We start from the raw sequence: 22,741 nt of genomic DNA, 5'->3' as shown, positions 1-22,741 counted from the left end.
TTCCGTGCGGGATTCCGAGGATTGTGACGAATCATCAAGCAATACAGTGATGTAGTGATAAAAGTGATGTAGCTATAAAAAGAAATATGAAGTGGTAAGCAACGGCTTATTCCGAAGGTGGCATGATGGCTAGGAAAGCATTTTGCTATGAATCGGTCTCAACGAGGTTCTGACGAACGGAAGTCAATAGCGTGGCCGTTGTTGTCGTAACAGAGAGGTGACGAAGATGAGAAAGCAAAGTAATGCGGGCCAGGAACCGGATCGTCAAGATGGCAATCGTCCGGTATATCGGCGTGGAGATGCGGTGCCGGTGGTGCCGTCGCGTGCCAAGGGTTGTCTGATTGCGATGGGCGTGCTGAACATGTGCGCGGCGGTGTTTCTTGGCGCAGCGATGGTGATGGCAGGCACGTCGATGTTCAGGCCGGTGGAAATGGTATCGCTGGGCGCGGCGGCTTTGGTGTGTCTGGTGGTGGGCGTGGTGACGTTGGCGTTTGTGGGTGTGCGTTCGGCCGCATTGCGTGAGGTGGTGCGTTGGTCATGCCGCGTGGGAATTGCATTGCTGGCTGTGGTGGCTGTGGTGGACGTGGTGCTGCGATCGAGCAGCGAGTATATCGCGGTGTGTTTCTTTGCCTTGTTCATGGGCGCGTTCTTGGTCGATGGCGTGCTGCATTTCCTTGATTCTGTAGGGTTGAAATCGTGAATCCCGGCACGGGCGTCTGTGATTTCTTGGCTGCGCATTGTCGGTATTATCATTAATGAATTAGAATGACTATATTCAAATAATTCTGCCAAGCCGTATCTCAGGATGCGCGTGTTGGAAGTGCTTGTTGCTCAGGCTTGAGGGGGAGAGCGTGAAAGAGAAGAAAGTAAAGGACCACCGTTCCGGTGCGCGCACGCTGACCATCCACACCACGCGCGGCGAGCAGCTGGATTATGAACGTGCCGAATGGCTGGCCACGTGGCCTTCCCCCGTGCTGCTCAGGTTCAAATACGAGGTCAAGGGCCATAACAACCTTTTCTATTACGACATCACCGGTTTGCCTACACTCAAGGAATATTTGGGCATGGGCATCTCGCGCTCGCAGTATGTCTCGCTGCTGCGCTCGCTGGGCAGGCTCGGCGACCTGTGTTCGAAGGCGAACCTGCCGATGGAGATATTGCGTTTCGAACCGGAAAACGTGTATGTAGCCAACGACGCAATGCTGTTCTGCTGCCTGCCTATGGCCCCTGTCGTCCAACAGACGCCTGTGCTCGGTCTCTTGGGGCTTCTCGCCGATGTGAACAAGGTGAAATTCGTGTTGCCCGCCGATCGGGAGCTCACCGCGCGCACAATGGATTTTGTGCGGCGTTCTCGCGTATTTTCCGCGTTTGATTTCAACGAATTTCTGGCTGATAACTTCGGTGTCGGTTCAGGCCGTTCGTCCGGGCTGTCTTCGCCGTCGCAGGATTTTTCGGCTCGAAGTCACCCGCAACAGGCCGTGTTTGATCCGTTTGCCGCTGATGCGCAACGTTCCGACGCCCGTCGTCAAAGCGTACACGACGATATGCGCCGGCAGGCCCCTACCTCGAATCCTTCGTTCGGGCAGACTGCCGCCAATCTGAATCCGGCTAATGCGTCGGTGGGGCCTGGAGGTGTGTCACTTCCTCCTCAAGTTGCTCAGATGCAGGCTCAGGCCCAAACTCATGGTCAATCTCAAGTTCAGAGGCAGGTTCAGGCTCCGGCCCAGGTTCAATCTCGAGTTCAGAGACAAGCAGCGTTTGGTGTCGGCATGCCGGCAAATCCGTCTTCGACCAACGCCGATTCCACTTCCCGCACCAACGAACAGACCAGACCCGGCCTCAAATATTCCGCTTCTGTGCCCGCCCAATCGTCACAGCCTTCAGCTCGTCCCAACCTACCCGCCGTTGAAGGTCATGAAGCCGAGAATGCAACGAACGATCGCGCAGGAAAGACGGAAGCCTCCTTTGATTCCGGTACCCGTGCGCTCTCCGGGGCTTTGCGGCCTTCAAACCCCGGTCTTGCCGGTGCAGATTCAGCAGGAAATTCGCAGGCGGATAACTACCCAGCGGCGTTGAATACGGCCGCGCCGAGCGGTATGAGCAATCAGGTCTTCCCCGTAAATTCCGGCTTTTCCCCGCAATCTGCAGCGCCCCGTTCCTTTGCGGTGGTGCGTGACCGCGACGGTTCCACGCTCTGCTCGGCTACCACTACGGTGGTCATCGGACGCTCAAAGCGTTGTGCCGCAAGGGTTACCGGCAACACCAATGTCAGCAGGATGCACGCTTCGGTCACCGATCTTGGCAATGGCCGGTTTAGTGTCGCCGATTTGGGGTCGGCAAATGGCACCACTGTGGCGGGCAGGGTTCTTCATCAGGGCGATCAGGCGCAGATAGCGCTCGGCGAGCATTTCAGCGTGGCTGACGAATCGCTTCATCTCGAATAATCCAACCAGGTGGTTGCAAGTTTGTTTGCGTATATATTCCGCCGTGTTTATGGTTTTCCGTTGTATCGGATAAGGGGATATGCCGGTATTTTATTGATATGCAACGCTTTTAAAAGATAACGTTTTGTGTATTACGAGAAAGCTTTGCCGTGAATCCTGGCTTTAAGTTTTACGACACTGGTAGTTTTCGTTTCCTGTTTGCAGTCGAAATGCGACAAGATGCCTGAAATGCCTCGCAAATCCAACAATTGTAATGCGTTTGGATTGTTTGGGACTTTTCCTTTAAAATGTGTCTTGAAAGGCGCATTGTCCTTTTTCGTCAAGTAGTATTAATATATGTTTGTATTAGTGTTTGCGATATTTACGTGAAGGCAATCGTATTGCGTCGCAGCGACCACGTATACTGGCAACTATGCATAGACCACCTCAGGAGGCAGAACTGATGGCTGAAGAGTCGGAGAACAACCAAAGCTCGACGGGAATAGAATATGCGGGAAAACGCAAGTGGGGTTATGACGTTGACCAGGTAGACGATTTCCTTGAGCGCGCCCACGAAATGTACGACAGGAATGATGGCGAGCTCACTCAGCAGGATATTCAGAGCGCTGCGTTTACCTTTACCAAGGGTGGTTATGTCATTGCCGAGGTCGACGCCGCGTTGGCGCGCCTTGAGCATGCGGTGGTAGACAAGGAGACGGCCCGTCAGATTGTCGGCAACGGCAACGTAGCATGGCAGGCTCGTACCCAACAGCTTTACAGCATGATTAGCTCTCACGCCAAGCGGAGCCACAAAGATCGCTTCATGCGCGGGGAGAAGAAGCGTCCTTCCTACGACGTCAAGCAGGTCGATCGCCTCGTCGACCAGATCATCACCAAGACGGCCGACGATTTGGGCGTCAGGTCGATGAGCAGTGAAGAGGCCAAGGATCTGGCTGATCTCAACTCCAGCACCGTTGCCAATGTCATCTTCACTCAGCGCAAGGGCAGCAAAGGTTATGACGAGCGTCAGGTCGATTATTATCTCGATGCCTGCGTCCAGCTTCTGAGCCGCGTCGAATCCTATGCACGTATCACCGATTACAACGAAAAGAACGTTGCTGCAGGAGCGGCTGCGCCTTCTGGTGCGCCTGTCGCCGCGCCGGTAACGGTTCCGGTCGTTCCTGAGACCCAGTCCACTGCTGCGCTCAACAATGGTTCTGTGAGCCCGTTGATCGACAGCAACGATACGACTTCGTTTGTGGATCCCACGATTCCGACCTCTCAATCGCAAACGGCGCAGACCACTGCGACCGCAACATTTGATTTCAATTCTACGGCTTCCAATACCGATGCTCCGGTAATCCCGAATTTGCCTGAGGGTGTCGCCGCGGCGACCAGTACTGCTGCTCCGGCGCAAACCAATGCTTCCAGCGCCGATGCCAATTCCTCGTTGGCGGCTTTGGCGAATATGGCTAATGCCACCAGTACTTCCAGCGAGCCCGAGACCGAGGCTTTCGTGCCTAAGGTCCCGACGCTCAACACCTCGCTTCAGGGCACGGCCGGCGCTGACAACAGTGGCGACCAGAAGATCGGTGAGTGACACTTACACCAGAAGCGTACGCTGTGCCATGGGTCGTTTATCATGAGCACTGTGGCGAACGAACATGACGTTTCTTCGGCGGTCAATGATTCCACGAACAAATCCAACGTATCGTGGGGCCTTGGCCGCCGTCTTTTGGTAACCATTCCGATTTTCATTGTGCTGCTTGGTGTTTTGGTCACGGTTTCCAACCTCACCAGCGTGCCATGGAAAAGGGAACCCACGGGGCAGTCGGTGTCCACGCTTTCACCCAATACCGCCGTCACGTTCGATAATCCGAATAATGTGCCGCTCGCGCATCGTGATAGCTTCAAGGTTTCCTCCCGGACGGTCTCGCTGGACATCAAACGTCCGGCCACAGGCGAAGTCCAACGTATCAACGTTTTGATTCGTGCGCCTAAGGACGTTGCAGGTGCGAACGTAAAGCACCCCGGCGTCGTTTTCATGCACGGTGCAGGTTACGGAACCGCGGAAAACAGCTTTGGTGATGCCGCCGCAGACCTTTCCTCAGCCGGTTTCGTCACTGCCGTGCTCGACAAACCCGTCTGGTCGACCAACGATCTGACCCGCGACTATCCGGGAAGTGCAAAGGCCTACGACCAAGTTGTCCGGTATCTGCGCACGCAATCCAACGTCGATCCCGACAAGGTCGGCCTTTACGCGACTTCCGAAAGCACATGGATTTCGCCTTACGTCATCAAATACGACAAGCGCATCGCTTTCCAGCTTCTCTTGAGTCCGATGGTCTACGGGCCCCGGCAATCGTTGGGATTCTTCGTTGGTCAGGATTTTTCGTTGGTCGGGGCCAATAACGGTTACCAGTCCATCGTCCGCCGGCTTTTCCACGCCGATACGAATATGATGGGGCTGACCAATCTTGACTTTCCAATGGATCTGCCGCAAGCCTATGCCGTGCCGACCATGGTGGTCTACGGTTCCAAAGACGTCTTGACCGCACAGGTCGAGGGGCTTCAGCACATCCTTTACTCGGCTCAACGCGCCGGCAACCAGAACGTGACGGTACGCAGCTATTCCGTGGCCAACCACGTCCTGCGGCTTGGCGACGAGGCGGACACCGGCACGCCGTTTGCCGACGATTACATCAATGACGTCATTTCGTGGGCCGTCGGCACTACCGCCGGGCTCAAGCAGACCAGCGAGCTGGTCGCCGGCACCACCATCCGCCAGTCCATCGCCGTGCCGCTGGAACTCAAAGCGGACCGCAACCTCACCATCTATGGGACCATCGTCAACGTCGGCATGGTGATTCTGCTTCTCGCGGCGCTGCTGATGGCGCTGGCTGGTTGCGGCATCAAGGCGTTCCGCATAATTCGCGGCAATCATAGTAAGGTGTTCGGTTTCATGCGCGGTTTCGGAAGCGAGCTGTTGGCCGTTGCTTTGACTACGCTGGCCACATTCGTGCTCTTTGCTGCGGGCCTCGGGCAGGTCATCATGGCTGTGGTCAAGCTCGGCTGGGGCGGTGCGCCTACGGAGAACCCGGGCATGATGTATTGGAGCTGGCCGGTCATCCAAGTGGTTTCGATTCTTGTGGTATGGGCGTGGGCCCGTATCCTCGCGCGTTGCATCGAGGTCGCGCAGGTGCGTGGTCTGGCGCAGATTCCACCGCGTAAAGGCGCGATTCGCGATGTGTTCAGCGGCCGCGACCCGGTCTTCGCCTCCAAGCGTTTCGGCCGCGTCTTCTTCTGGCTGGTCGCCGCCGCGATGTTCAGCGTCCTGCTTTTCTTCGCCTTCTGGGGCTTGTTCATTTTCTAAAAGTAGGCTTATAAGTTCGTCGATGGTCGCCGACATCCCTAGTATGGGTGTGGTGTTGTCATCATCGGGAGGTGGTTTTCAATGGCGCTGTATCGCGACGAAGGTGTGGTGTTGAAAACCGTCAAACTCGGCGAGGCCGACCGCATCATCACGTTGATGACCAAAAGCCATGGCAAAGTTCGTGCCGTTGCAAAAGGCGTTCGACGCACCAAATCGCGTTTCGGTGGCAGACTTGAACCTTTCATGCGCGACGACCTGTTGATTGCCGAAGGCCGTTCGCTCGATGTGGTCTCGCAGGCCGCTTGCATTTCCTCCTACGCCGCGCGGATCTGCGTGGATTACGATACCTATACCGCTGCCAACGTCATCGCCGAAACCACAGACAAACTCGTCTCAACCGAGCATGAACCTGCCCAGCGGCAATATATGCTTCTGATTTCCGCATTGGCGGCGCTCGCCCGCGCGCGTCACCCGGCCGAAGCGATCAGCGATTCCTACGTGATGCGGGCCTTGGCCCAGGCCGGCTGGACCCCGCGCCTTTCCTCATGCGCGGTGTGCGCCAAACGCGACGACCTCGATTATTTTTCCGTGGCTTCCGGCGGCATCCTTTGCTCCACCGACCATACTCCTGACTCACGCCGTATCGATGTCGACGGCCGCGAGCAGATGGAAGCGCTTATCGAGGGAGACTGGAATATACTCGACCGCGTGCCTTTGAAGGCCGAAATTCGCCGATTTGTTGAAGAATGGGGTGAATATTACCTTGAGCGGCCCATCCGTTCGCTGAAGTTGCTAGATTCGTAAGTATGGCTTTTGAACATGTGGATTACACGTCGCTCGACGTTCCCGCGGCACCGTTCTCCGACCCCTCGATCATTCCGGCATTTCCGAAAAACAAGGTGCCGTGTCACGTCGGCGTCATCATGGACGGCAACGGGCGTTGGGCCCAACAGCGTGGCCTGACCCGCACCCACGGCCATCAGGCCGCCGAGCCAGTCGTTTTCGACACCATTGCCGGTGCCATCGAGGCCGGTGTGCGTTATCTAAGCCTCTATACGTTCTCGACGGAAAACTGGAAGCGCAGCCCGCAGGAGGTCCGTTTCCTGATGGGCTTTTCGCGCGACATCATCCATCGTCGCGTGGCGCAAATGGACGAGTGGGGCGTGCGTGTGCGCTGGTCCGGCCGTCGCCCGAGGCTTTGGAAATCGGTGATCGACGAGCTCGAGGTCGCCATGGAGCGCACCAAGCACAATTCCACCATTGATGTGGTCTTCTGCATCAACTACGGCGGTCGTTCCGAGATCGCGGACGCTGCGGCGGCCATCGCCAAAGAGGTGCGAGACGGAAAGATCAGCGGCGACCGCGTCACCGAATCGATGATTTCCGATCATCTTTACAATCCCGATATTCCCGATTGCGACCTGGTCATCCGCACTTCGGGCGAGCAGCGCACTTCGAACTTCCTGCCGTGGGAAGCAGCCTACGCTGAGCTCGATTTCGCGCCCGAACTGTTCCCGGACTACGGACGTGAGGCCCTTTGGCGTTCCATCGACCACTACGTTCACCGCGACCGTCGTTTCGGCGGCGTTAAGACCAAGGCGAAGTGACGGGTCGCTGAACCAGATGCGATCAAACGCGCATCAAGTGCATATCACAGCATAGAACTGCAAATGATGACATAGAACATACGAATATGGGCTTCTTCCGGAATACTGCGGAAGAAGCCCATACTATATGACGATTTATTTGCTAAGGTAGGTAATCCTTATCAAGCCGACAATATCGCTGTGTCAGTGTTGCTCGACGACCGATTGGTTCTCAATGATTTGGCAATGAATGCATGCCGGAATCGCGGAGTTGATCGGCGGCAGATCGATGAGATTCTTCGGGAACGGATCGTCGCCCAAGGAACGCTTCTCAATCAACGAGACCAGCTTGCAGACCGCCCAATAACCCATTTCGTAATATGGCATGGCGACGGTGGTCAGCCTGGGGGAGAAGGTGTCGGCGATGTTGCTGTCGTTGCCCACGCCGATGACCGAAAGGTCTTTGCCCACGGTCAGACCGCGGCGTGCGGCGCATTCGTAGATGTACCAGGCGCGTGCGTCGTCGTAGCAGAAGAAGGCGTCGGGCTTCACTTCGTCGAAAAGCGAGGAAACCATTCCGAGCGCGTCCCCGTCCTGCGAGACGTTGACGACCAGCTTCTTGTCGAACGGCATTTCCGCTTCCTTCAGCGCCTTACGATAGCCCTCGAGCCTCGTGGCCTGGGCGATGGTCGGCGCAGCGTTGCCGATATACGCGATCTTCTTTCCGCCCGCATCGATCAGCCTCTTGGTGGCGTCGTAGCCGATGGCGAATTCGTCGGGCTCGACGATGGGGAAGCGGTTGTCGACGGTATTGGTGGAAATCAGCACCAGCGGCGAATGGACGAGGTCTTCGGGAACCTCGGTGACCTGGCTGGAAGGCTTGGAATAAAGGAATCCGTCCATGCCGTAACGCTGGAGCACGGAAATCTGGTCCGCCTGGCTGGCCGAACCGTCCGTATCGACGAACAGGATGATGTAGCCGTAATGGCTTGCGGCATCCTGCGCGCCTTGCAGCGTTTGTGCGGTATAGGGGATGTCGTAGATTTCATCGGCGATGAAACCCAGAATCCCGGTTTTGCTGGTACGCAGGCTGCGCGCCATCGGATTGGGCTTGTATCCAAGCTCGTCCGCAATTTCCCGCACCTTTGCGGCTATCTGTGTTTTTACACGTCCGGCATCCCTGTTGTTGAGAACCAAGGAGACAGTGGAGATTGAGACTCCGGCCTTCTCCGCGACGTCTTTCATAGTCATCATGATTTTTAATCTATACCTATTTACGGACTAAGTAAACCTCTTGGCTACAATTTGAAATAAATGTCTATTTCGTTGGAAATCGGTGTTTATTTCGTTTGACCTAAAATCTCGTCAACAAGCTGTTGCTTTTCTTTGATTTGACCGGAAAAACCGGGACGTATGTCAAGTTTAAGCGTGACTTCGGTACGATACCCTTGACCTGCCAGCGCCATGGTCGCGTTCCGAACGGTGTTGAGCACATCGTCAAGATCGCCCTCGATATTGGTGAACATCGCGTTGGTTTCATTGGGCAGTCCCGATTCGCGGATGACGTTGACGGATTGCGCGACGTATTCGCTGAGCTCCGAGCCGGTGCCGCTAGGCGCGATGGCCACGGCGGCGACGGTGTTGATATAGGGCTTGCCGGTTTTCGGGTCGGTCGGAACGGCTTGTTTGACGGCATTGCGGTCGAAGTTTTCGCTCATGTTGATCTCCTTGGATTGCTGATTGCATGCTACCTTCAAGGCTTGGCATTGCCGTCCGCCGCGTTCTCGCCGTGTGTCAGGCTGTGTCGGTAAAGTGGGCACACGAGTAAATGTCATGAAATGGCTGATTAAAGCCGAAAGCGGAAGGTGTGTCGTGGCTCAATCCAAACTAGATGAAGTCGTATCGCTGGCCAAGCGTCGTGGTTTCGTGTTCCCTGCGGGGGAGATTTACGGCGGCACGCGTTCCGCATGGGATTACGGCCCGCTCGGCGTCGCGCTGAAAGACAATATCAAGCGCGAATGGTGGCGCTCGATGGTGGTCACCCGTGGCGACGTCGTCGGTGTCGACACTTCTATTATTCTGCCGTCCGCTGTCTGGGAGGCTTCCGGCCACGTCAAGGTCTTCAACGACCCGCTGATCGAATGCCTCAACTGCCATAAGCGCCAGCGCGCTGACAAGCTCGAGGAATCCTACGCCGAGAAGCATGGCGACAAGATGCCGGAAGACGGCCTCAAGTCGATTGTCTGCCCCGACTGCGGCACCCGCGGCCAGTGGACGGAACCGCGCGATTTCAACATGATGCTGCGCACGCATCTCGGCCCGGTGGATGACGAGAACTCGCTGCACTATCTGCGCCCGGAAACAGCCCAGGGCATCTTCGTGGACTTCAAGAACGTGATGACCTCCTCGCGTTCGAAGCCGCCGTTCGGCATCGCCAACATGGGCAAGTCCTTCCGCAACGAGATCACGCCTGGCAACTTCATCTTCCGCACCCGCGAGTTCGAGCAGATGGAGATGGAGTTCTTCGTGGAGCCTGGCACCGATGAGGAATGGCACCAGTACTGGATCGACACCCGCACCCGTTGGTACACCGACCTTGGCATCAACCCGGAGAACCTGCGCCACTATGAGCATCCCAAGGAGAAGCTCGCACACTATTCCAAGCGCACCGTCGACATCGAATACAAGTTCGGTTTCAAGGGTTCCGACTGGGGCGAGCTCGAAGGCGTGGCCAACCGTACTGACTTCGATCTTTCCGCGCATCAGGAGCATTCCGGCGAGGATCTGGCCTTCTTCGACCAGGCCAGCGGCAAGAAGTACATCCCCTACGTCATCGAGCCGGCTGCGGGCCTGACCCGTTCGCTCATGGCCTTCCTTGTGGATGCCTACGCCGTCGATGAGGCGCCGAACACCAAGGGCGGCGTCGACCGTCGTACCGTGCTGCGTCTCGACCCGAGACTTTCGCCGGTGAAGGCCGCCGTCTTCCCGCTGAGCAAGAAGGCGCCGCTGCAGGGCATCGCCCACGACCTGGCCGCCGAACTGCGCCAGCATGACTGGATGATCGACTACGACGAGGCCGGCGCCATCGGCCGTCGCTACCGTCGCCAGGACGAGATCGGCACCCCGCTTTGCATTACAGTTGACTTCGACACTGCCGACGATCACGCGGTCACCATCCGCGAACGCGACTCGATGAAGCAGGAGCGCGTCGACCTCGACAACGTGGCCAAATATGTCGCCGACCGCATCGGCGAAAAGCGCGTGCGCTATCCCGAAGGCCCGGCTTCCATCGTCGGCACAACGGCAGCCGATGGCGGCGTAGACTTCGCCAAGGAATCCGGCGTCGATGAGTCCGCTCCCGTCAAGGTCGCAGAGGCCGGCGGGCTGTACTGAGCACTCTCGTTGTAGCCTTAGACTGACGTGTTTGGGGTCGGGGCATACGATGTCCGACACGCTCCGGGCCGCTCAGGCCAAGTCTTTACGGTCTGACATCGCATGCCCCGACCCCAAACACTCAGCGGTAGCTAACTGCCCAGAGAATGACTTTAGATCATTCGTTTTGAGATTTGTCTGTTCATTGTTCATTTAACTATCAGTTACGATGATGCGGTTGAGTGCTTGGGGCTGGGATATGCGATGATCGGGCGTAAGACACGGCCGAGCGGCCAAGGAGCGTCCCGAGCATTGTATATCCCAGTCCCAAGCACGTCAGTCGAAGTATTGTTTCGGCGAATATTGGATAAATAAAAATAAAAATAGGTGATACGTGAAGGATTTTAAGGAATGGCTGAAGCGAGTCGATTATTCGGAGGCTCGGCAGCGGTTTGATGACGGCTGGGACGAGGTACTCAGCAATCTGCCCGGGCTCGACTCGAGCGAAACCAGTGCGCAGGATGGCGAATACGAAGCAGCTGACGACGGCAAGCCCGTACCGAAGATCGCGCCAGTCGATTTGGGGCCGCTGCATATCGAGACCCCGGTCGTCCTCTCTCCGATGGCGGGCGTGACCAACTGGCCGTTCCGCACGCTGTGTCGTGCCTATGGTCCCGATGGGCTGTATGTTGCCGAAATGATTACCGCGCGTGCGCTCGTCGCTCGCAATCCCAAGGCGTTCAGGCTCTGCCGTTTCGCACCCACTGAGCAGCCCCGCTCGCTGCAGCTCTACGGCGTCGACCCCAACATCACCGCTCAGGCAGCGCAGATGGTGGTCCATGGAAATCTGGCCGATCACGTCGACCTCAACTTTGGCTGCCCGGTACCCAAGGTCACGCGTCGTGGTGGCGGTTCTGCGCTGCCCTGGAAAACCGACCTTTTCCGAGAACTCATTCACCGCGTGGTCGAGGTCTGCAGCGACGCCAATATTCCGGTCACTGCCAAGATTCGCGTCGGCATCGATGCCGATCACACCACGTTCCTCGATGCCGCCCGTATCGCCGAGGACGAAGGCTGCGCCGCGGTAACGCTTCACGCCCGCACGACCGCAGAATATTATGGTGGTCACTCAGACTGGAGCCGTATCGCCGAGCTGGTTCAAGCCGTGGATATTCCGGTTTTCGGCAACGGTGACATCTGGGGCGCCGAGGACGCGCTGGAGATGGTGCGGCAGACCGGTTGCGCCGGCGTCGCCATCGGTCGCGGGTGCCAAGGTAGGCCGTGGATCTTCTCTGACATCAAGCACGCCTTCGCCGGTTCCGAGGAACGTTTCAGCCCGACGCTTGGCGGTGTCTGCCAGATCATCCTGGCCCACGGCGAGCTCTTGCTGCGCTTCTACGACGGCGACGAGACCATGGCCGTGCACGACTTGCGCAAGCACATCGCGTGGTATCTGAAAGGTTTCCCGGTCGGTGGCAACACTCGTCGTGAGTTCATGGAATCCGAAACGTTGGATGACGTGAAGAAAGTAATGGACAGACTCGATCCCACTGTCACATATCCAGAACGCATTACAGATAAGCCCCGCGGCCGTGTTCGCTACGCGAAAAAGGTCCACGTTCCGTACGGCTGGTTCGATTCGCGCACCACGACCCATGAAGAACGCGAGCAGCTTTTCGGTGACGACCCGATGGATGCCAGCTATTAATTCATAAGGATAGATTTAACTATTTCGCAATCAAACATTTTGTGTTAAGAAACGAATCATCGCCCTTAATTGAAGATGTTAATTTTTGTCAAGCAATTACTATTGTAATGTCAAAAAATAATGACTGAAAGAAAAAAAGTTCGTTTCATGAGTTCAGTAATTGAGGTCTTGCAGTTCTTATATTCTATGAAAGGAGGTAAGGAAGCTGAGTCAAAGGGGATGAGGGTCGTATGTTGGATTCCGCTTGGAAACAGTGGTATTACGAAAGGCATAAATTTTTTTGTAATCAGACTGGAACCGATTTTGAACGGTATGTTACACATGCGCTTTCGTTATTCCATTCAGATTTCGACAATCCTAACCCTGCTGGGCGTTTAGGCGATCAAGGATGCGATGGATTGGCTGAAAATGGTACGATTCTTTATGCTTGTTATGGACAGTCGCCATTAAGCCCCAATCAACATAATCTCAAAGCGAAACTGCAAAGTGACTTTCAGAGGGCCCTTGAATGTTGGCCTGACTTTGTTATTTGGAGATTTATCACAAATGCAACCTTTGGTCCTACAGTACTAAAAGAATTCAGGAAGCTTCAGTCAGAGCATAATACTGGGGTTAAGTAAACAAAGGTGTGTCTTATTCTGTCCGGATGGTGGTCATGTTGACTGTCCGGCCCATCCTTTTCTGATGCCGAATCCTGATTCGTAGGGGTCGACGCCGGGGTCGTCGGGGGCCGGTTGTTGCACAGATCGGCGGTCGAGGCCGGGCAGGGCGATGGCGTCGCCGGCCTTCCTTGGTTCCGGTTCCCCGCGGCGGAGTGCGTTTTTGGCGAGCCGTTCGGGTTCGGGGTCCCGGGTGCGCATGTAGAGGATCCATTCGCAGACGCGTCTGGCGTGCTCCGGGCTGAGCCCGTTGTGGCGTCGCATGGCGTCCTTGATCGGCTTGTTGGTGCCGCCCTCGAGCATGTTCGTGTTCCACGCGACCGGCCCGCCGGCATTGAGGGCGGGGTCGAGCCAGGTGAAGAGCATGCCGGCGGCGTTGAGCCTGGCGAGCCGGTGGTAGGCGTCGCGGGCGCGCTGGTGGGTGTACCAGGTGCGGTGGAACCCGGTGTCGGGGTCTCTGGCCACGGTCCGCTCGCCCAGCCAGTCGCGGTTCTCCCGGTACCATTCGTTCAGGTCCGCCAGCCACTGCCGCGCCTGTTCCGGGGTGCCGCAGCGTTCCGTGTCGACGAGTCTTTTGGCCAGCCGGTAGAGCGCCCTGCCGGGTTCGGTGCGCGGCCTGGAGGTCAGGTCGGTCCTCGTGTTCCTGAGCACGTGCACGAGGCAGCGCTGGACCCTCATGCCCGGCCAGCGCGCGCCGATGGCGGCGAGGCAGCCGCGCCCGCCGTCGCAGACGATGACGTCCGGCCGCGGGATGCGCCTGAACAGGGCGAGCCAGGCGGCCTTCTTCTCGGTGTCGCACCACTGGAACGCCAGCGGCCTGCCGTCGCCGGCGTCGACGGCCACGAGCAGGCACCAGCCGTTCAGGTACGTGCCGTCCACCTCCACGCAATGCGCCCTGGCCGGTTTCGGAAGCCTGGGCCTGACGCTCCAGCACCAGGCGGTGCGTTTCGCGAACCCCTGACGGCTGGTCACCCCGATCGCCCGGGCGGCCTGCAGAACGTCCGTCCTTCCCAGCACCCACGGCAGCCATGCGCGGAACTCGGCCAGGCGCGTGGCGTCCGGCCTTGCGGCGACCCCGCTCGCCGAGCACGCGTCACACCTCCAGCGCTGCCGCCCGGCCTTCGTGTATCCGTTCCTGCGCATCGGCAGCCCGCACAGCGGGCAGCGCCTCGCCCTCGATGATCTCCTCCTGGCCATACCGCCATGCAACAGCCAGCACACAACCGCACGAAAGTCAACCCGGGAAGCAAAAGACCCGTGTTTAACACCACGGGCGTTAAACACAGGCCCGCACGCCTACTCCCGCAACACCAAACCCCGAAAATAAGACACACCTTTGTTTACTTAACTCTAATACTGCTTCTGTTCGTCCAATAAAAATGGAGCATTGGAACGGACAGAAGTTGTGGGATGATGTTGTTTCTGAACTAAATGAAAAGCAACGGGAAAAATTACTTCCAGGAGTTCCTCATGCCCAGAACGTGAATTTTGAAGAACTCGTTGGGTTAATAATGAATATTGAAAATGAGCCAGTTGTGTATAACCGACGTATCGGTGAAGTATCGCCTAAAAAAATGGATTGGAATGCGATTCCAGCTACAAAAAGGGCTGAATTTGAAGAGGGGCGGTTATCTGTACCTAGAATAGATCAATGGTTTGCAATGCAAGGAGACCCTGATTTGTGCGATCGGAAGGCTCAGTCTTTCCATGATAGATATGAATATTTTAGAAAAGTAAGTAATACGCCTGATGAAATACTTGAGGGATTGTATGTTGATTTGGGAGGACCGGATTTTCGTTACGATTCAGGACTTGCCAATGCTGTATACGCAGTAGTTGTTTACTTTTTTGATAGATGTGATATCTTTGAAGATCCTCTAGCTGAGACAAATGATGGAGGGAGAATTGCCGATGCTAATTCTCAATTACCTGAGTCCAATAGACAAGAGAAGTTGGCTACGGATAAATTAATCCAAGGAGCTTTCGATGATTTTACCGACTAAAGGGATTGAAAGTAATCGGGCCCTTCTTTCAATTGGTGCTGAGATAATAGAGTTACTTCGTCATGCTACCCCTGTTTCTGATTTATGGGAAAATTTTAGAGAAAAAACTAGGCGAGAAAATGTAGAGAAGGCGCTGGTAACTTTCGATTGGTTTGTACTTGCTCTTTCAATGCTTTTTGCTGTCGGAGTTGTAAAATTTGACGATTTAGGACGATTGGAGCTTCATCATGTTTCTTGAGAAGCTAGGTGCTGATGATTCTCGGTTCAAAACTCTTGATTTTCATGAGGGGATGAATCTGATTGTTGCTGACCGTGATGCTGAATCGACTGACGAAGATAGTAGAAATGGTGCCGGGAAAACAAGTTTCGTCCGTATTCTGCGTTATTTGCTAGGCGGGAAAATTAGTAAAACTGATGCACTAGCAACGTCTGCATTAAAGGATTTCGTTTTTAAAGGTTTTTTTGATTTCCCGGGTAGTAAGCGAGCTGAGAGTTACGTGGTCGAGCGTCCATTACATCCACAAACTAGATTAAAAATTAATCATGTCGATAGAAAAATCGATGAATGGAGAGGCCTACTGTGTGAGGTTTATGGCTTAACTCCTGGTATAGTGCGTCCCAGTTTAGGTCAGCTTGTTGAACAAACAGTCCGGCTTGAATTCGATGATGCCGTAAAAGTGAATTCTTGGGATTCTAAATGGGAAGATGGAGCTAGAATCGGATATTTTTTCGGATTTTCCCCGAAAGTTTTAAGTGCTGCTGGTGAAATTTCAGCAATAAAGAAAAATCAAAGACAAATCAAAAAAGCTGTGAAAGATGGAGCCCTCCCCGGAGTCTCGTTAAATGCAGCAGAAATTCGTCCATCATTGGTAGCCGCAAAGGCAGAACGAGATAATCTTGCTAACCAGTTACGTGAATTTACTGTCGATGAAGAATATGCAAATCATCAGAGATTAGCCAATTCTCTTTCAAGAAAATTAAAAGATTTAAGTGACGAGATTATTTCGCTTGGGCAAAGACGAGATGATTTGCAACGGGCTATGGATGAAGAAGAAGTTGCTTCTTCTGATGTTGTTGATAATGATGTTGATGTAAATCGACTGAGTGCTATGTATAAGGAACTCGGAGTCTTGCTCCCCGACACAGTATTAAAAAGGTATGAGCAGGTTGAAAAGTTTCATTCCTCGGTCATTCAGAATCGAAGATTATATCTGCAGTCAGAATTAACTGAAGTAAAACAAAAATTGAAAGAAGCAGAGAAAAAACGTAAAGAACTTGACAGCAAACGTGCTGAAACGATGCAGTTGTTGGAATCTAGTATGGCTCTTGAGACATTCATGAGTGCCCAAAAAGACCTGAACGACCTAGAAGTGAAAGTCGAGCGGTTGAACAATCAGCTGAAGCTCGCCCACGATTTTGAGAGTAATGGACTTGACCTTACAGAGAAAACTGCCGCAGCTCAACTTGGAGTGCGTCGGGAGATAGATGAGCATCAACTGTTAGTTGACGAGGCTATTGGTCTATTTTCACAATTCGGAACCGAAATATATGGAGACCGAGATGTTGAACTGATTATTAATGATTCGAAATCAGGAATGCTTGAGATTGACCCAAGGATAGGCGGCGATAAATCGGCTGGTATAGGTCAAGTTAAAACTTTTATACTTGATATGGTTTGCACCATTATGGGCATTCAGAATGGTCGCTCACCAAGGCTTCTCGTTCACGATAGTAAACTTTTTGATTCCATGGATAGTAGACAGGTAGCTTCATGTCTCAATATCGGCGCGAGGCAGGCAGAAAAATATGGTTTTGAATATATAGTTACAATGAATTCGGATCGTCTTGAACAGATAAAACATGAATTCAATAGTGAACGGTATGTGATTAATACTAAGCTTAGTGATCAAGGCTCTGATGGAGGATTGTTTGGTTTCCGTTTCGAATGATACTTCTTGGTGTTTTGAATTAACGCTATTAAGATTTTGGTAAGTTTGTGGATTGTGATTGATTAACCTCAATCTGTGTAATCACCGATAAGCCCCGCGGCCGTGTTCGCTACGCGAAAAAGGTCCACGTTCCATACGGCTGGTTCGATTCGCGCACCACGACTCATGAAGAACGCGAGCAGCTTTTCGGTGACGACCCGATGGATGCCAGCTACTGATTTCAAAAAATTCATAAAAAATATGTGGTACACCCCGGGAAATACTCTTAATTTAGGCGTGTTCTGCGATAGAGTAATAGGCATAACCGTGAAGTGACAGGAGACTATGGTGAGCGAGATTGCCCAGAATGACAATTTCAACGATAAGACGAGCATCAAGGTGGTCGGTGTCGGTGGTGCCGGGGGTAACGCCGTCAATCGCATGATTGCCGAAGGCTTGCAGAACGTTGAATTTGTAGCGATTAATACTGATGCGAAAGATTTGCTCCGCAGCGACGCGGATGTGAAGATTTCCCTGAGCGATCATTCGAGTCGAGGGCTTGGAGCGGGGGCCGACCCCGAAAAGGGTGCTAAGGCTGCGCAAGATCATCAGTCCGATATTGAAGAGGCGCTGAAGGGTGCCGATATGGTCTTCGTCACATGCGGTGAAGGCGGCGGCACAGGCACAGGCGCAAGCCCTATCGTCGCTCGTGCGGCGCATCAGCAAGGTGCGTTGACCATCGCTGTGGTCACTCGTCCGTTCGCTTTTGAAGGCCCGCAGCGTGCGGCCTCCGCCAAGCTGGGTATCGAGAACCTGCGTAAGGAAGTCGATGCGCTCATCGTCATTCCGAACGACCGTCTCTTGGAGCTTTCCGACAAGACCATCGGCATCGTCGACGCCTTCAAGACCGCCGACACCGCGCTTCTGGCCGGCGTGCAAGGCATCACCGACCTGATCACGATGAACTCCTATATTCACGTCGACTTCTCCGATGTCACTGCCATCCTGCGTGGCGCAGGCACGGCGCTTTTCGGCATCGGCTCGGCTCGCGGCGAGGACCGCGCCACCCAGGCCGCCGAGATCGCCATCAGCTCGCCGCTCTTGGAAGAGAGCATCGAGGGCGCTCATGGTGCGCTCATCAACATCGCCGGCCCCACCGACCTGAAGCTGCAGGAAGCCAGCGACGCCACCGAACTGGTGCGCAAGGCCATCCACCCCGAAGCCCAGATTATTTGGGGTCTCGCACTCGACGACGCTTACGGCGACGAAGTCCGCGTCACCGTCATCGCGGCAGGGTTCGATGCCGAAAGCAAGAAGGATGCCGAGAACCTCGATGAGGTTTCGAAATCCAACTCGCGCAATGCCAGCGAGCCGTCAGGCCAGGGCTATGGCTCCGAACCTGAGACTCCTCTGGTACATCACGTGCCCGATCTGGACACCCCGAACGTCTCGCATACCCCGGAGACCCAGTCCTACGACGATCCCGATGAATCGTCCTCGCCCGATGATCCCGGCGATCTCGATATCCCCGATTTCCTGCGCTAAAGAGTAGACGAAAGGATTTTTATGGCTGGATACATGAAAAAGGCGATGTCATATCTTGGTATGGCTGACGTTGTCGACGATGACGACGACGAAATGCAAGAGACCGGGGATGCCGCACCTACGGCTTTCGACTCGGACAGCAACGTGACGCCGATCGCCACGCAAACCTCCCCGGTTTCCACCCAGGAGAGCACCTCGTCTTCGCGCGCCGCCAAGCCTTTCCCGGGCCGCATCAACCGCATCACCACCATTCATCCCAAGTCCTATGACGAAGCGCAAAAGGTTGGCCGCGCCATCCGCGACGGCATTCCGGTGGTTTTGAACCTTACGGGTGTCTCCGAAGCCGTCGCTTACCGCATCGTCGATTTTTCGGCGGGTGTGGTCTTCGGTGTCCGTGGCTCGCTCGAACGCGTCACCCCCAGGGTCTTCCTGTTGAGCCCCGCGCAGGTCAACATCAAGGTGGACCAGTCATCATCCGATGAGTCCGAAGACGGCCTGTTCTGAGGCTTTATGTTGATTACCGTCCTTAGTCTGATCAAATGGGTTATCGCCGTCTACTCGACGGTGCTCCTCATCAGGGTGCTTATCGATTGGGTGTTCGCGTTGATACCTGGTTGGCGTCCAGGCCGCGTGATCAGGTCGATTGTCAATGTCTTCTACATATTGACCGATCCGCCGCTGCGTTGGTTGGGGCGCTTCATCCCCGTTATCCGGATGGGCAACATGGGTTTGGACGTTACGCCCGTAGTTTTGTGGTTTATCCTTGCGGTAGTGGATTTCATCATTTAGCTAATATCAATTTGGTTTATGTGTACTGAAAGGTCATCATGGCATTACTCTCTGCAGAAGAAGTACGTAATAAAGCGTTCCAGACGGTTCGTTTTAAAGAAGGCTATGATGTCGAAGAAGTCGATGATTTCCTGGATCAGGTCGCGCACACCTTGGCCGAAGAGGAACGGCAGATTTCCTATCTGCAGGGCCAACTTTCAGGCTCACCTTCCGGCATGGGCTTTGCTGCGGGAACCGCTAATCAGAATTTCGTGTCGCAGGCGTCGTCGCCGTTTTCCTCGCAAGGCCCGCAGACCGGACAACCAAGTTATGGGTTCCCGTCTTCACAAGGTCTACAGAGTGAACAAAACGATGGCGGATTCTCGTCTTCGCAACAGGTTTCATGGGAGCAATAGACAAACTTATAACAAGTATCTATGCGGGATTCCCGAAACTGACGGTAGACTGTATGGTATAACATCTATTCAAGAGTCAAAAAATCAGAGGCATCATGCCCAAAGTGAGGTGTAAAAGTTTATGGCACTGTTAACGCCGAAAGATATCAGGGAACATGCCTTCCAAACCGTACGTTTTAAAGAAGGGTACGACGTTGAGGAGGTTGATGACTTCCTCGATCAGGTCACCGAGACCGTCGAAGCTCTCGGCAAGCAGGCTATGGCAAACGGCAACGGACAGTCGACGCAGTCGCTCGGCCCGGATGTCAGCAAACTCAATTCCAAGATTTCTGATCTGACCAGTCAGGTCCAGACCCTCAGCCGTGAGAACCAGACCCTGAAGACGGCGGCCAGTCAGCAGCAGAAGGCTGCCAATCAGGCTGCAACGGCAAGTGTCGATGCCTCCAAGCTCGCAGAGGCCGAGGAAAGCAACAGGGCGCTGGCCGAACAGAACAAGCAGTTGAAGGATCAGGTCGATCGCTTGAATTCCCAGATCGATCAGCTCACCGCCCAGGCCGCTCAGGCCCAAGGCAAGAAGGACATCGACAATCAGCTTGTCGCCGTCCAGCACGAGCGCGACGAGTTCCGCGCCGGCAACGAGAAGCTTTCCCGCGAGCTCGAGCAGGCCAAGAAGCAGCTTTCCAGCACCAGTCAGCAGTCTCAGCAAATGCGTGATCTTTCCCGCCAGCTCGAAGAATCCAGGCAGCGTGAGAATCAGCTGCGTGCACAGGTCTCCAAGCTTGAACCGAGCACCGAGACCGGCAGCTTGCAGAAGATTGCAGGGGCCGCTGCTGGAGCCAACAGCGAACCTGAGCGCGCGACCGCCATGCTGACGCTCGCCATGCAGCTGCACGATCAGTATGTCGACAAGGGCAAGGCCAAGGCCAAGGAAATCACCGACGCGAGCCAGACCAAGTATCAGGAGCTGGTCAACAAGGCCAACGACTATTCGACCCGCACGCGCAATGAATCCGACGAGTATTCCAAGCAGATTCGCGGCAAGGCCGAGGACTATTCCAAGCAGACCCGTTCCGAGGCCGATGCATATGCGCAGAAGACCCGTGGCGCCGCCGACGATTACTCCACGCAGAAGCACACTTCTGCCGATAACTACGAGTCTGAGGTTCAGCGTCGCGCTGCCGAGTACGATCAGAAGACCCGTTCCGCTGCCGAGACCTATGCCCAGCAGGTGCGCGATAACCTCGCTTCGCAGTCCAAGGTCATCGAGGCCAATATCCAGAGCCTCAAGCAGTTTGAGACCGAATATCGTACCCGCTTGACCGAATTCTTGGGCCAGCTTGTCTCCCAGGTCAGTGATACGAATACGTACAACAAGATGGAAGAAGCCAAGAACTGATTCGGCCATCGATATGAAAAATGTATCACCTAAACGGCCGCGCACTCGTGTGGCCGTTTTCGTTATCGTGGCGGTTGTGGCGCTTTTGCTCGACCGCCTTACCAAGCTGTGGGCGCAAGCCGCACTCGGTGACGGCAAGACCGTCATAGTCATTCCCAGGTTCCTTGGCCTGACTCTGATTCATAACCCTGGTGCGTCGCTGGGGATGGGCTCGTCGGTCACATGGCTGATTTCCTGCCTTGCGTTGGTGGCCTGCGTGGCGCTTGTGTATCTGGCATTGACCACGGTTTCACTGTGGTGGACGGCAGCTTTGACTATCGCTTTTGCGGGGGCTTTCGGCAATCTCATCGACAGGGTGATTTTCGCGCATGGATTCCTCAACGGAAAAGTAGTGGATTTCCTCAACTATGGTTGGTCCGTGGGTAATGTGGCCGATATCGAACTGGGGATTGCCGCCGTTCTCATCATCATCCTGCTGTTGGTCAACGTGCCGTTCAGCGCGAAAGACGTCAAAGACGGTGACGATAGCGGCGATGCCCACAATCCCAACGACAGCCAAGAGCGTAAGAACATTCAGGAAGAACCGGTGAAAGCTGTAGAGGATAGAGGAGCGGACGGCCGATGAGCCGCCTGGTGCCAGCCCCCGATGCGTTGATCGGCAAGAGATTTGACGTGGCTGTGGCGAAAATGCTGGGTGTCTCGCGGTCCAAGGCTGTTGAACTTATCGAGGCCGGCGAAGTAAGCGTTCTTCAGCATAAGATTTCAAAATCCGGCACACTGTTGGGCGGCGATACCGTCGAATTCGACATCGAGGAGAAACAGCCGGAACCGGAACCCTTGGCTGAAGGCATGGCCGTCGTCTATGAAGATGACGACGTCGTTGTGGTCGACAAACCCGTTGGTGTCGCCGCGCACGCTTCGACCGGCTGGACGGGGCCGACGGTGCTCGGCAGCCTCTTGGCCCGCGGAGTGCATATCACATCTATGGGCGCTCCCGGCAGGCAGGGTATCGTCAGCAGACTCGACGTCGGCACCAGCGGGCTCATGCTGGTATGCAAGTCCGACTTGGCCTATCGCGAGATGCGCCGCCAATTCGCTCATCACGAAGTCATCAAGATTTATCACGCCCTGGTACAGGGCAACCTGACCCACGACAAAGCGACTATCGAAGCGCCTATCGGAAGGGCGAAAGTCTCAGACTTCCGTTTCACCGTCACACCGCTTGGCAAAAAAGCAGTCACTCACTGGGACGTGCTGGAACGCTTCAGCGAGGCTACGCTCGTGAGCGTCAATCTCGAAACCGGCCGTACCCACCAGATCCGTGTGCATTTTTCTTCCATCGGCCACCCGTTGGTAGGGGACTCGATGTACGGCGCGAATCCTGTGTTGGCTGAACGTCTGGGCTTGACCCGCCAGTGGCTGCATGCCATGCGTCTTGAGTTCAGGCATCCCCGTACGCACGTTCGCACGGTAGTGGAATCCCGCTATCCCGGGGATTTGGCGCATGCGCTCGGTATCGTGCGCGAGGACAAGCGCGAAAAAGAATAGATTTTGGTAGCGAATA

Annotated in this window: 22 protein-coding genes and 1 pseudogene; 20 read left to right on the top strand and 3 right to left on the bottom strand. The window is 55.0% G+C overall.

Annotated elements, in window-relative coordinates; genetic code table 11:
* Nucleotides 1–226: 226 nt before the first annotated feature.
* The 6 genes from OZX62_RS07370 to OZX62_RS07345 all read left to right on the top strand — a co-directional run bounded on the left by OZX62_RS07370 (nt 227) and on the right by OZX62_RS07345 (nt 7,403).
* The gene (locus tag OZX62_RS07370) at nt 227–700 is read left to right on the top strand and encodes a hypothetical protein (protein WP_277175562.1); all 474 of its coding nucleotides are present in this window, start codon (nt 227–229) and stop codon (nt 698–700) included.
* Between the two features lie 151 nt (nt 701–851).
* A complete protein-coding gene (locus OZX62_RS07365) occupies nt 852–2,444 on the top strand; it encodes an FHA domain-containing protein (RefSeq protein WP_277175561.1) in 1,593 nt (530 codons plus the stop codon).
* A gap of 442 nt (nt 2,445–2,886) precedes the next feature.
* A complete protein-coding gene (locus OZX62_RS07360; protein WP_277175560.1) occupies nt 2,887–4,023 on the top strand; it encodes a DivIVA domain-containing protein in 1,137 nt (378 codons plus the stop codon).
* Nucleotides 4,024–4,065: 42 nt separating this feature from the next.
* Complete coding sequence (locus tag OZX62_RS07355) at nt 4,066–5,796, top strand: alpha/beta hydrolase (RefSeq protein ID WP_277175559.1); 1,731 nt, start codon at nt 4,066–4,068, stop codon at nt 5,794–5,796.
* Nucleotides 5,797–5,877: 81 nt separating this feature from the next.
* Nucleotides 5,878–6,600: a DNA repair protein RecO gene (recO, locus tag OZX62_RS07350; protein WP_277175558.1), complete on the top strand. Its 723-nt coding sequence runs from the start codon at nt 5,878–5,880 to the stop codon at nt 6,598–6,600.
* A 2-nt stretch (nt 6,601–6,602) separates the two neighbouring features.
* The gene (locus OZX62_RS07345; RefSeq protein WP_277175557.1) at nt 6,603–7,403 is read left to right on the top strand and encodes an isoprenyl transferase; all 801 of its coding nucleotides are present in this window, start codon (nt 6,603–6,605) and stop codon (nt 7,401–7,403) included.
* Nucleotides 7,404–7,586: 183 nt separating this feature from the next.
* On the opposite strand, the gene OZX62_RS07340 is transcribed toward OZX62_RS07345, so the two are convergent.
* Together OZX62_RS07340 and OZX62_RS07335 are read right to left on the bottom strand one after the other, a co-directional pair.
* Nucleotides 7,587–8,636 carry a LacI family DNA-binding transcriptional regulator gene (locus tag OZX62_RS07340; protein WP_277175556.1) on the bottom strand — a complete coding sequence of 350 codons (1,050 nt, stop codon included), beginning with the start codon at nt 8,634–8,636 and terminating at the stop codon, nt 7,587–7,589.
* Nucleotides 8,637–8,722: 86 nt separating this feature from the next.
* Complete coding sequence (locus OZX62_RS07335; RefSeq protein WP_277175555.1) at nt 8,723–9,100, bottom strand: thiamine-binding protein; 378 nt, start codon at nt 9,098–9,100, stop codon at nt 8,723–8,725.
* A 154-nt stretch (nt 9,101–9,254) separates the two neighbouring features.
* Between OZX62_RS07335 and OZX62_RS07330 the strand changes: the two genes are divergently transcribed.
* From OZX62_RS07330 to OZX62_RS07320, 3 genes are all read left to right on the top strand, one after another.
* Nucleotides 9,255–10,775, top strand: coding sequence for a glycine--tRNA ligase (locus tag OZX62_RS07330; protein ID WP_277175554.1), 1,521 nt, complete (start codon nt 9,255–9,257; stop codon nt 10,773–10,775).
* Between the two features lie 463 nt (nt 10,776–11,238).
* Complete coding sequence (gene dusB, locus OZX62_RS07325; RefSeq protein ID WP_277177073.1) at nt 11,239–12,462, top strand: tRNA dihydrouridine synthase DusB; 1,224 nt, start codon at nt 11,239–11,241, stop codon at nt 12,460–12,462.
* Nucleotides 12,463–12,692: 230 nt separating this feature from the next.
* On the top strand, nt 12,693–13,082 hold the full coding sequence (locus OZX62_RS07320) for a hypothetical protein (RefSeq protein WP_277175553.1): 390 nt from the start codon (nt 12,693–12,695) through the stop codon (nt 13,080–13,082).
* A gap of 33 nt (nt 13,083–13,115) precedes the next feature.
* Here OZX62_RS07320 and OZX62_RS07315 read toward each other — a convergent pair whose 3' ends face one another.
* Nucleotides 13,116–14,318: an IS1249 family transposase gene (locus tag OZX62_RS07315; protein ID WP_277175552.1), complete on the bottom strand. Its 1,203-nt coding sequence runs from the start codon at nt 14,316–14,318 to the stop codon at nt 13,116–13,118.
* Nucleotides 14,319–14,500: 182 nt separating this feature from the next.
* Between OZX62_RS07315 and OZX62_RS07310 the strand changes: the two genes are divergently transcribed.
* The 11 genes and pseudogenes from OZX62_RS07310 to OZX62_RS07260 all read left to right on the top strand — a co-directional run bounded on the left by OZX62_RS07310 (nt 14,501) and on the right by OZX62_RS07260 (nt 22,725).
* Nucleotides 14,501–15,124 (top strand): ABC-three component system protein, encoded by a 624-nt coding sequence (locus OZX62_RS07310; RefSeq protein WP_277175551.1) that lies wholly within the window; start codon nt 14,501–14,503, stop codon nt 15,122–15,124.
* Nucleotides 15,108–15,362, top strand: a complete 255-nt coding sequence (locus tag OZX62_RS07305) for an ABC-three component system middle component 6 (protein WP_277175550.1) — start codon at nt 15,108–15,110, stop codon at nt 15,360–15,362. The genes OZX62_RS07310 and OZX62_RS07305 overlap by 17 nt, the downstream gene beginning before the upstream one ends.
* Nucleotides 15,352–17,073 carry an ABC-three component system protein gene (locus OZX62_RS07300; RefSeq protein WP_277175549.1) on the top strand — a complete coding sequence of 574 codons (1,722 nt, stop codon included), beginning with the start codon at nt 15,352–15,354 and terminating at the stop codon, nt 17,071–17,073. Before OZX62_RS07305 ends, OZX62_RS07300 begins: the two co-directional genes overlap by 11 nt.
* An 80-nt stretch (nt 17,074–17,153) precedes the next feature.
* Nucleotides 17,154–17,291: pseudogene (locus tag OZX62_RS07295) on the top strand (tRNA dihydrouridine synthase DusB); the annotation flags it as partial.
* Nucleotides 17,292–17,400: 109 nt separating this feature from the next.
* The gene (gene ftsZ / locus OZX62_RS07290; RefSeq protein WP_277177072.1) at nt 17,401–18,597 is read left to right on the top strand and encodes a cell division protein FtsZ; all 1,197 of its coding nucleotides are present in this window, start codon (nt 17,401–17,403) and stop codon (nt 18,595–18,597) included.
* A 21-nt stretch (nt 18,598–18,618) separates the two neighbouring features.
* A complete protein-coding gene (locus tag OZX62_RS07285) occupies nt 18,619–19,101 on the top strand; it encodes a cell division protein SepF (protein WP_277175548.1) in 483 nt (160 codons plus the stop codon).
* Nucleotides 19,102–19,107: 6 nt separating this feature from the next.
* Complete coding sequence (locus tag OZX62_RS07280; protein ID WP_277175547.1) at nt 19,108–19,386, top strand: YggT family protein; 279 nt, start codon at nt 19,108–19,110, stop codon at nt 19,384–19,386.
* Between the two features lie 38 nt (nt 19,387–19,424).
* Nucleotides 19,425–19,781, top strand: a complete 357-nt coding sequence (locus OZX62_RS07275; RefSeq protein WP_277175546.1) for a DivIVA domain-containing protein — start codon at nt 19,425–19,427, stop codon at nt 19,779–19,781.
* 121 nt (nt 19,782–19,902) lie between these two features.
* Complete coding sequence (locus tag OZX62_RS07270) at nt 19,903–21,177, top strand: DivIVA domain-containing protein (RefSeq protein ID WP_277175545.1); 1,275 nt, start codon at nt 19,903–19,905, stop codon at nt 21,175–21,177.
* A 13-nt stretch (nt 21,178–21,190) separates the two neighbouring features.
* The gene (locus OZX62_RS07265; RefSeq protein WP_277175544.1) at nt 21,191–21,802 is read left to right on the top strand and encodes a signal peptidase II; all 612 of its coding nucleotides are present in this window, start codon (nt 21,191–21,193) and stop codon (nt 21,800–21,802) included.
* Nucleotides 21,799–22,725 (top strand): RluA family pseudouridine synthase, encoded by a 927-nt coding sequence (locus OZX62_RS07260; protein ID WP_277175543.1) that lies wholly within the window; start codon nt 21,799–21,801, stop codon nt 22,723–22,725. The genes OZX62_RS07265 and OZX62_RS07260 overlap by 4 nt, the downstream gene beginning before the upstream one ends.
* Nucleotides 22,726–22,741 lie beyond the last annotated feature (16 nt).

Origin of the sequence: Bifidobacterium sp. ESL0690 (assembly GCF_029392315.1) — a bacterium.
Taxonomy (GTDB): Bacteria; Actinomycetota; Actinomycetes; order Actinomycetales; family Bifidobacteriaceae; genus Bifidobacterium.
This window is presented reverse-complemented; position numbering and strand designations above follow the sequence as displayed.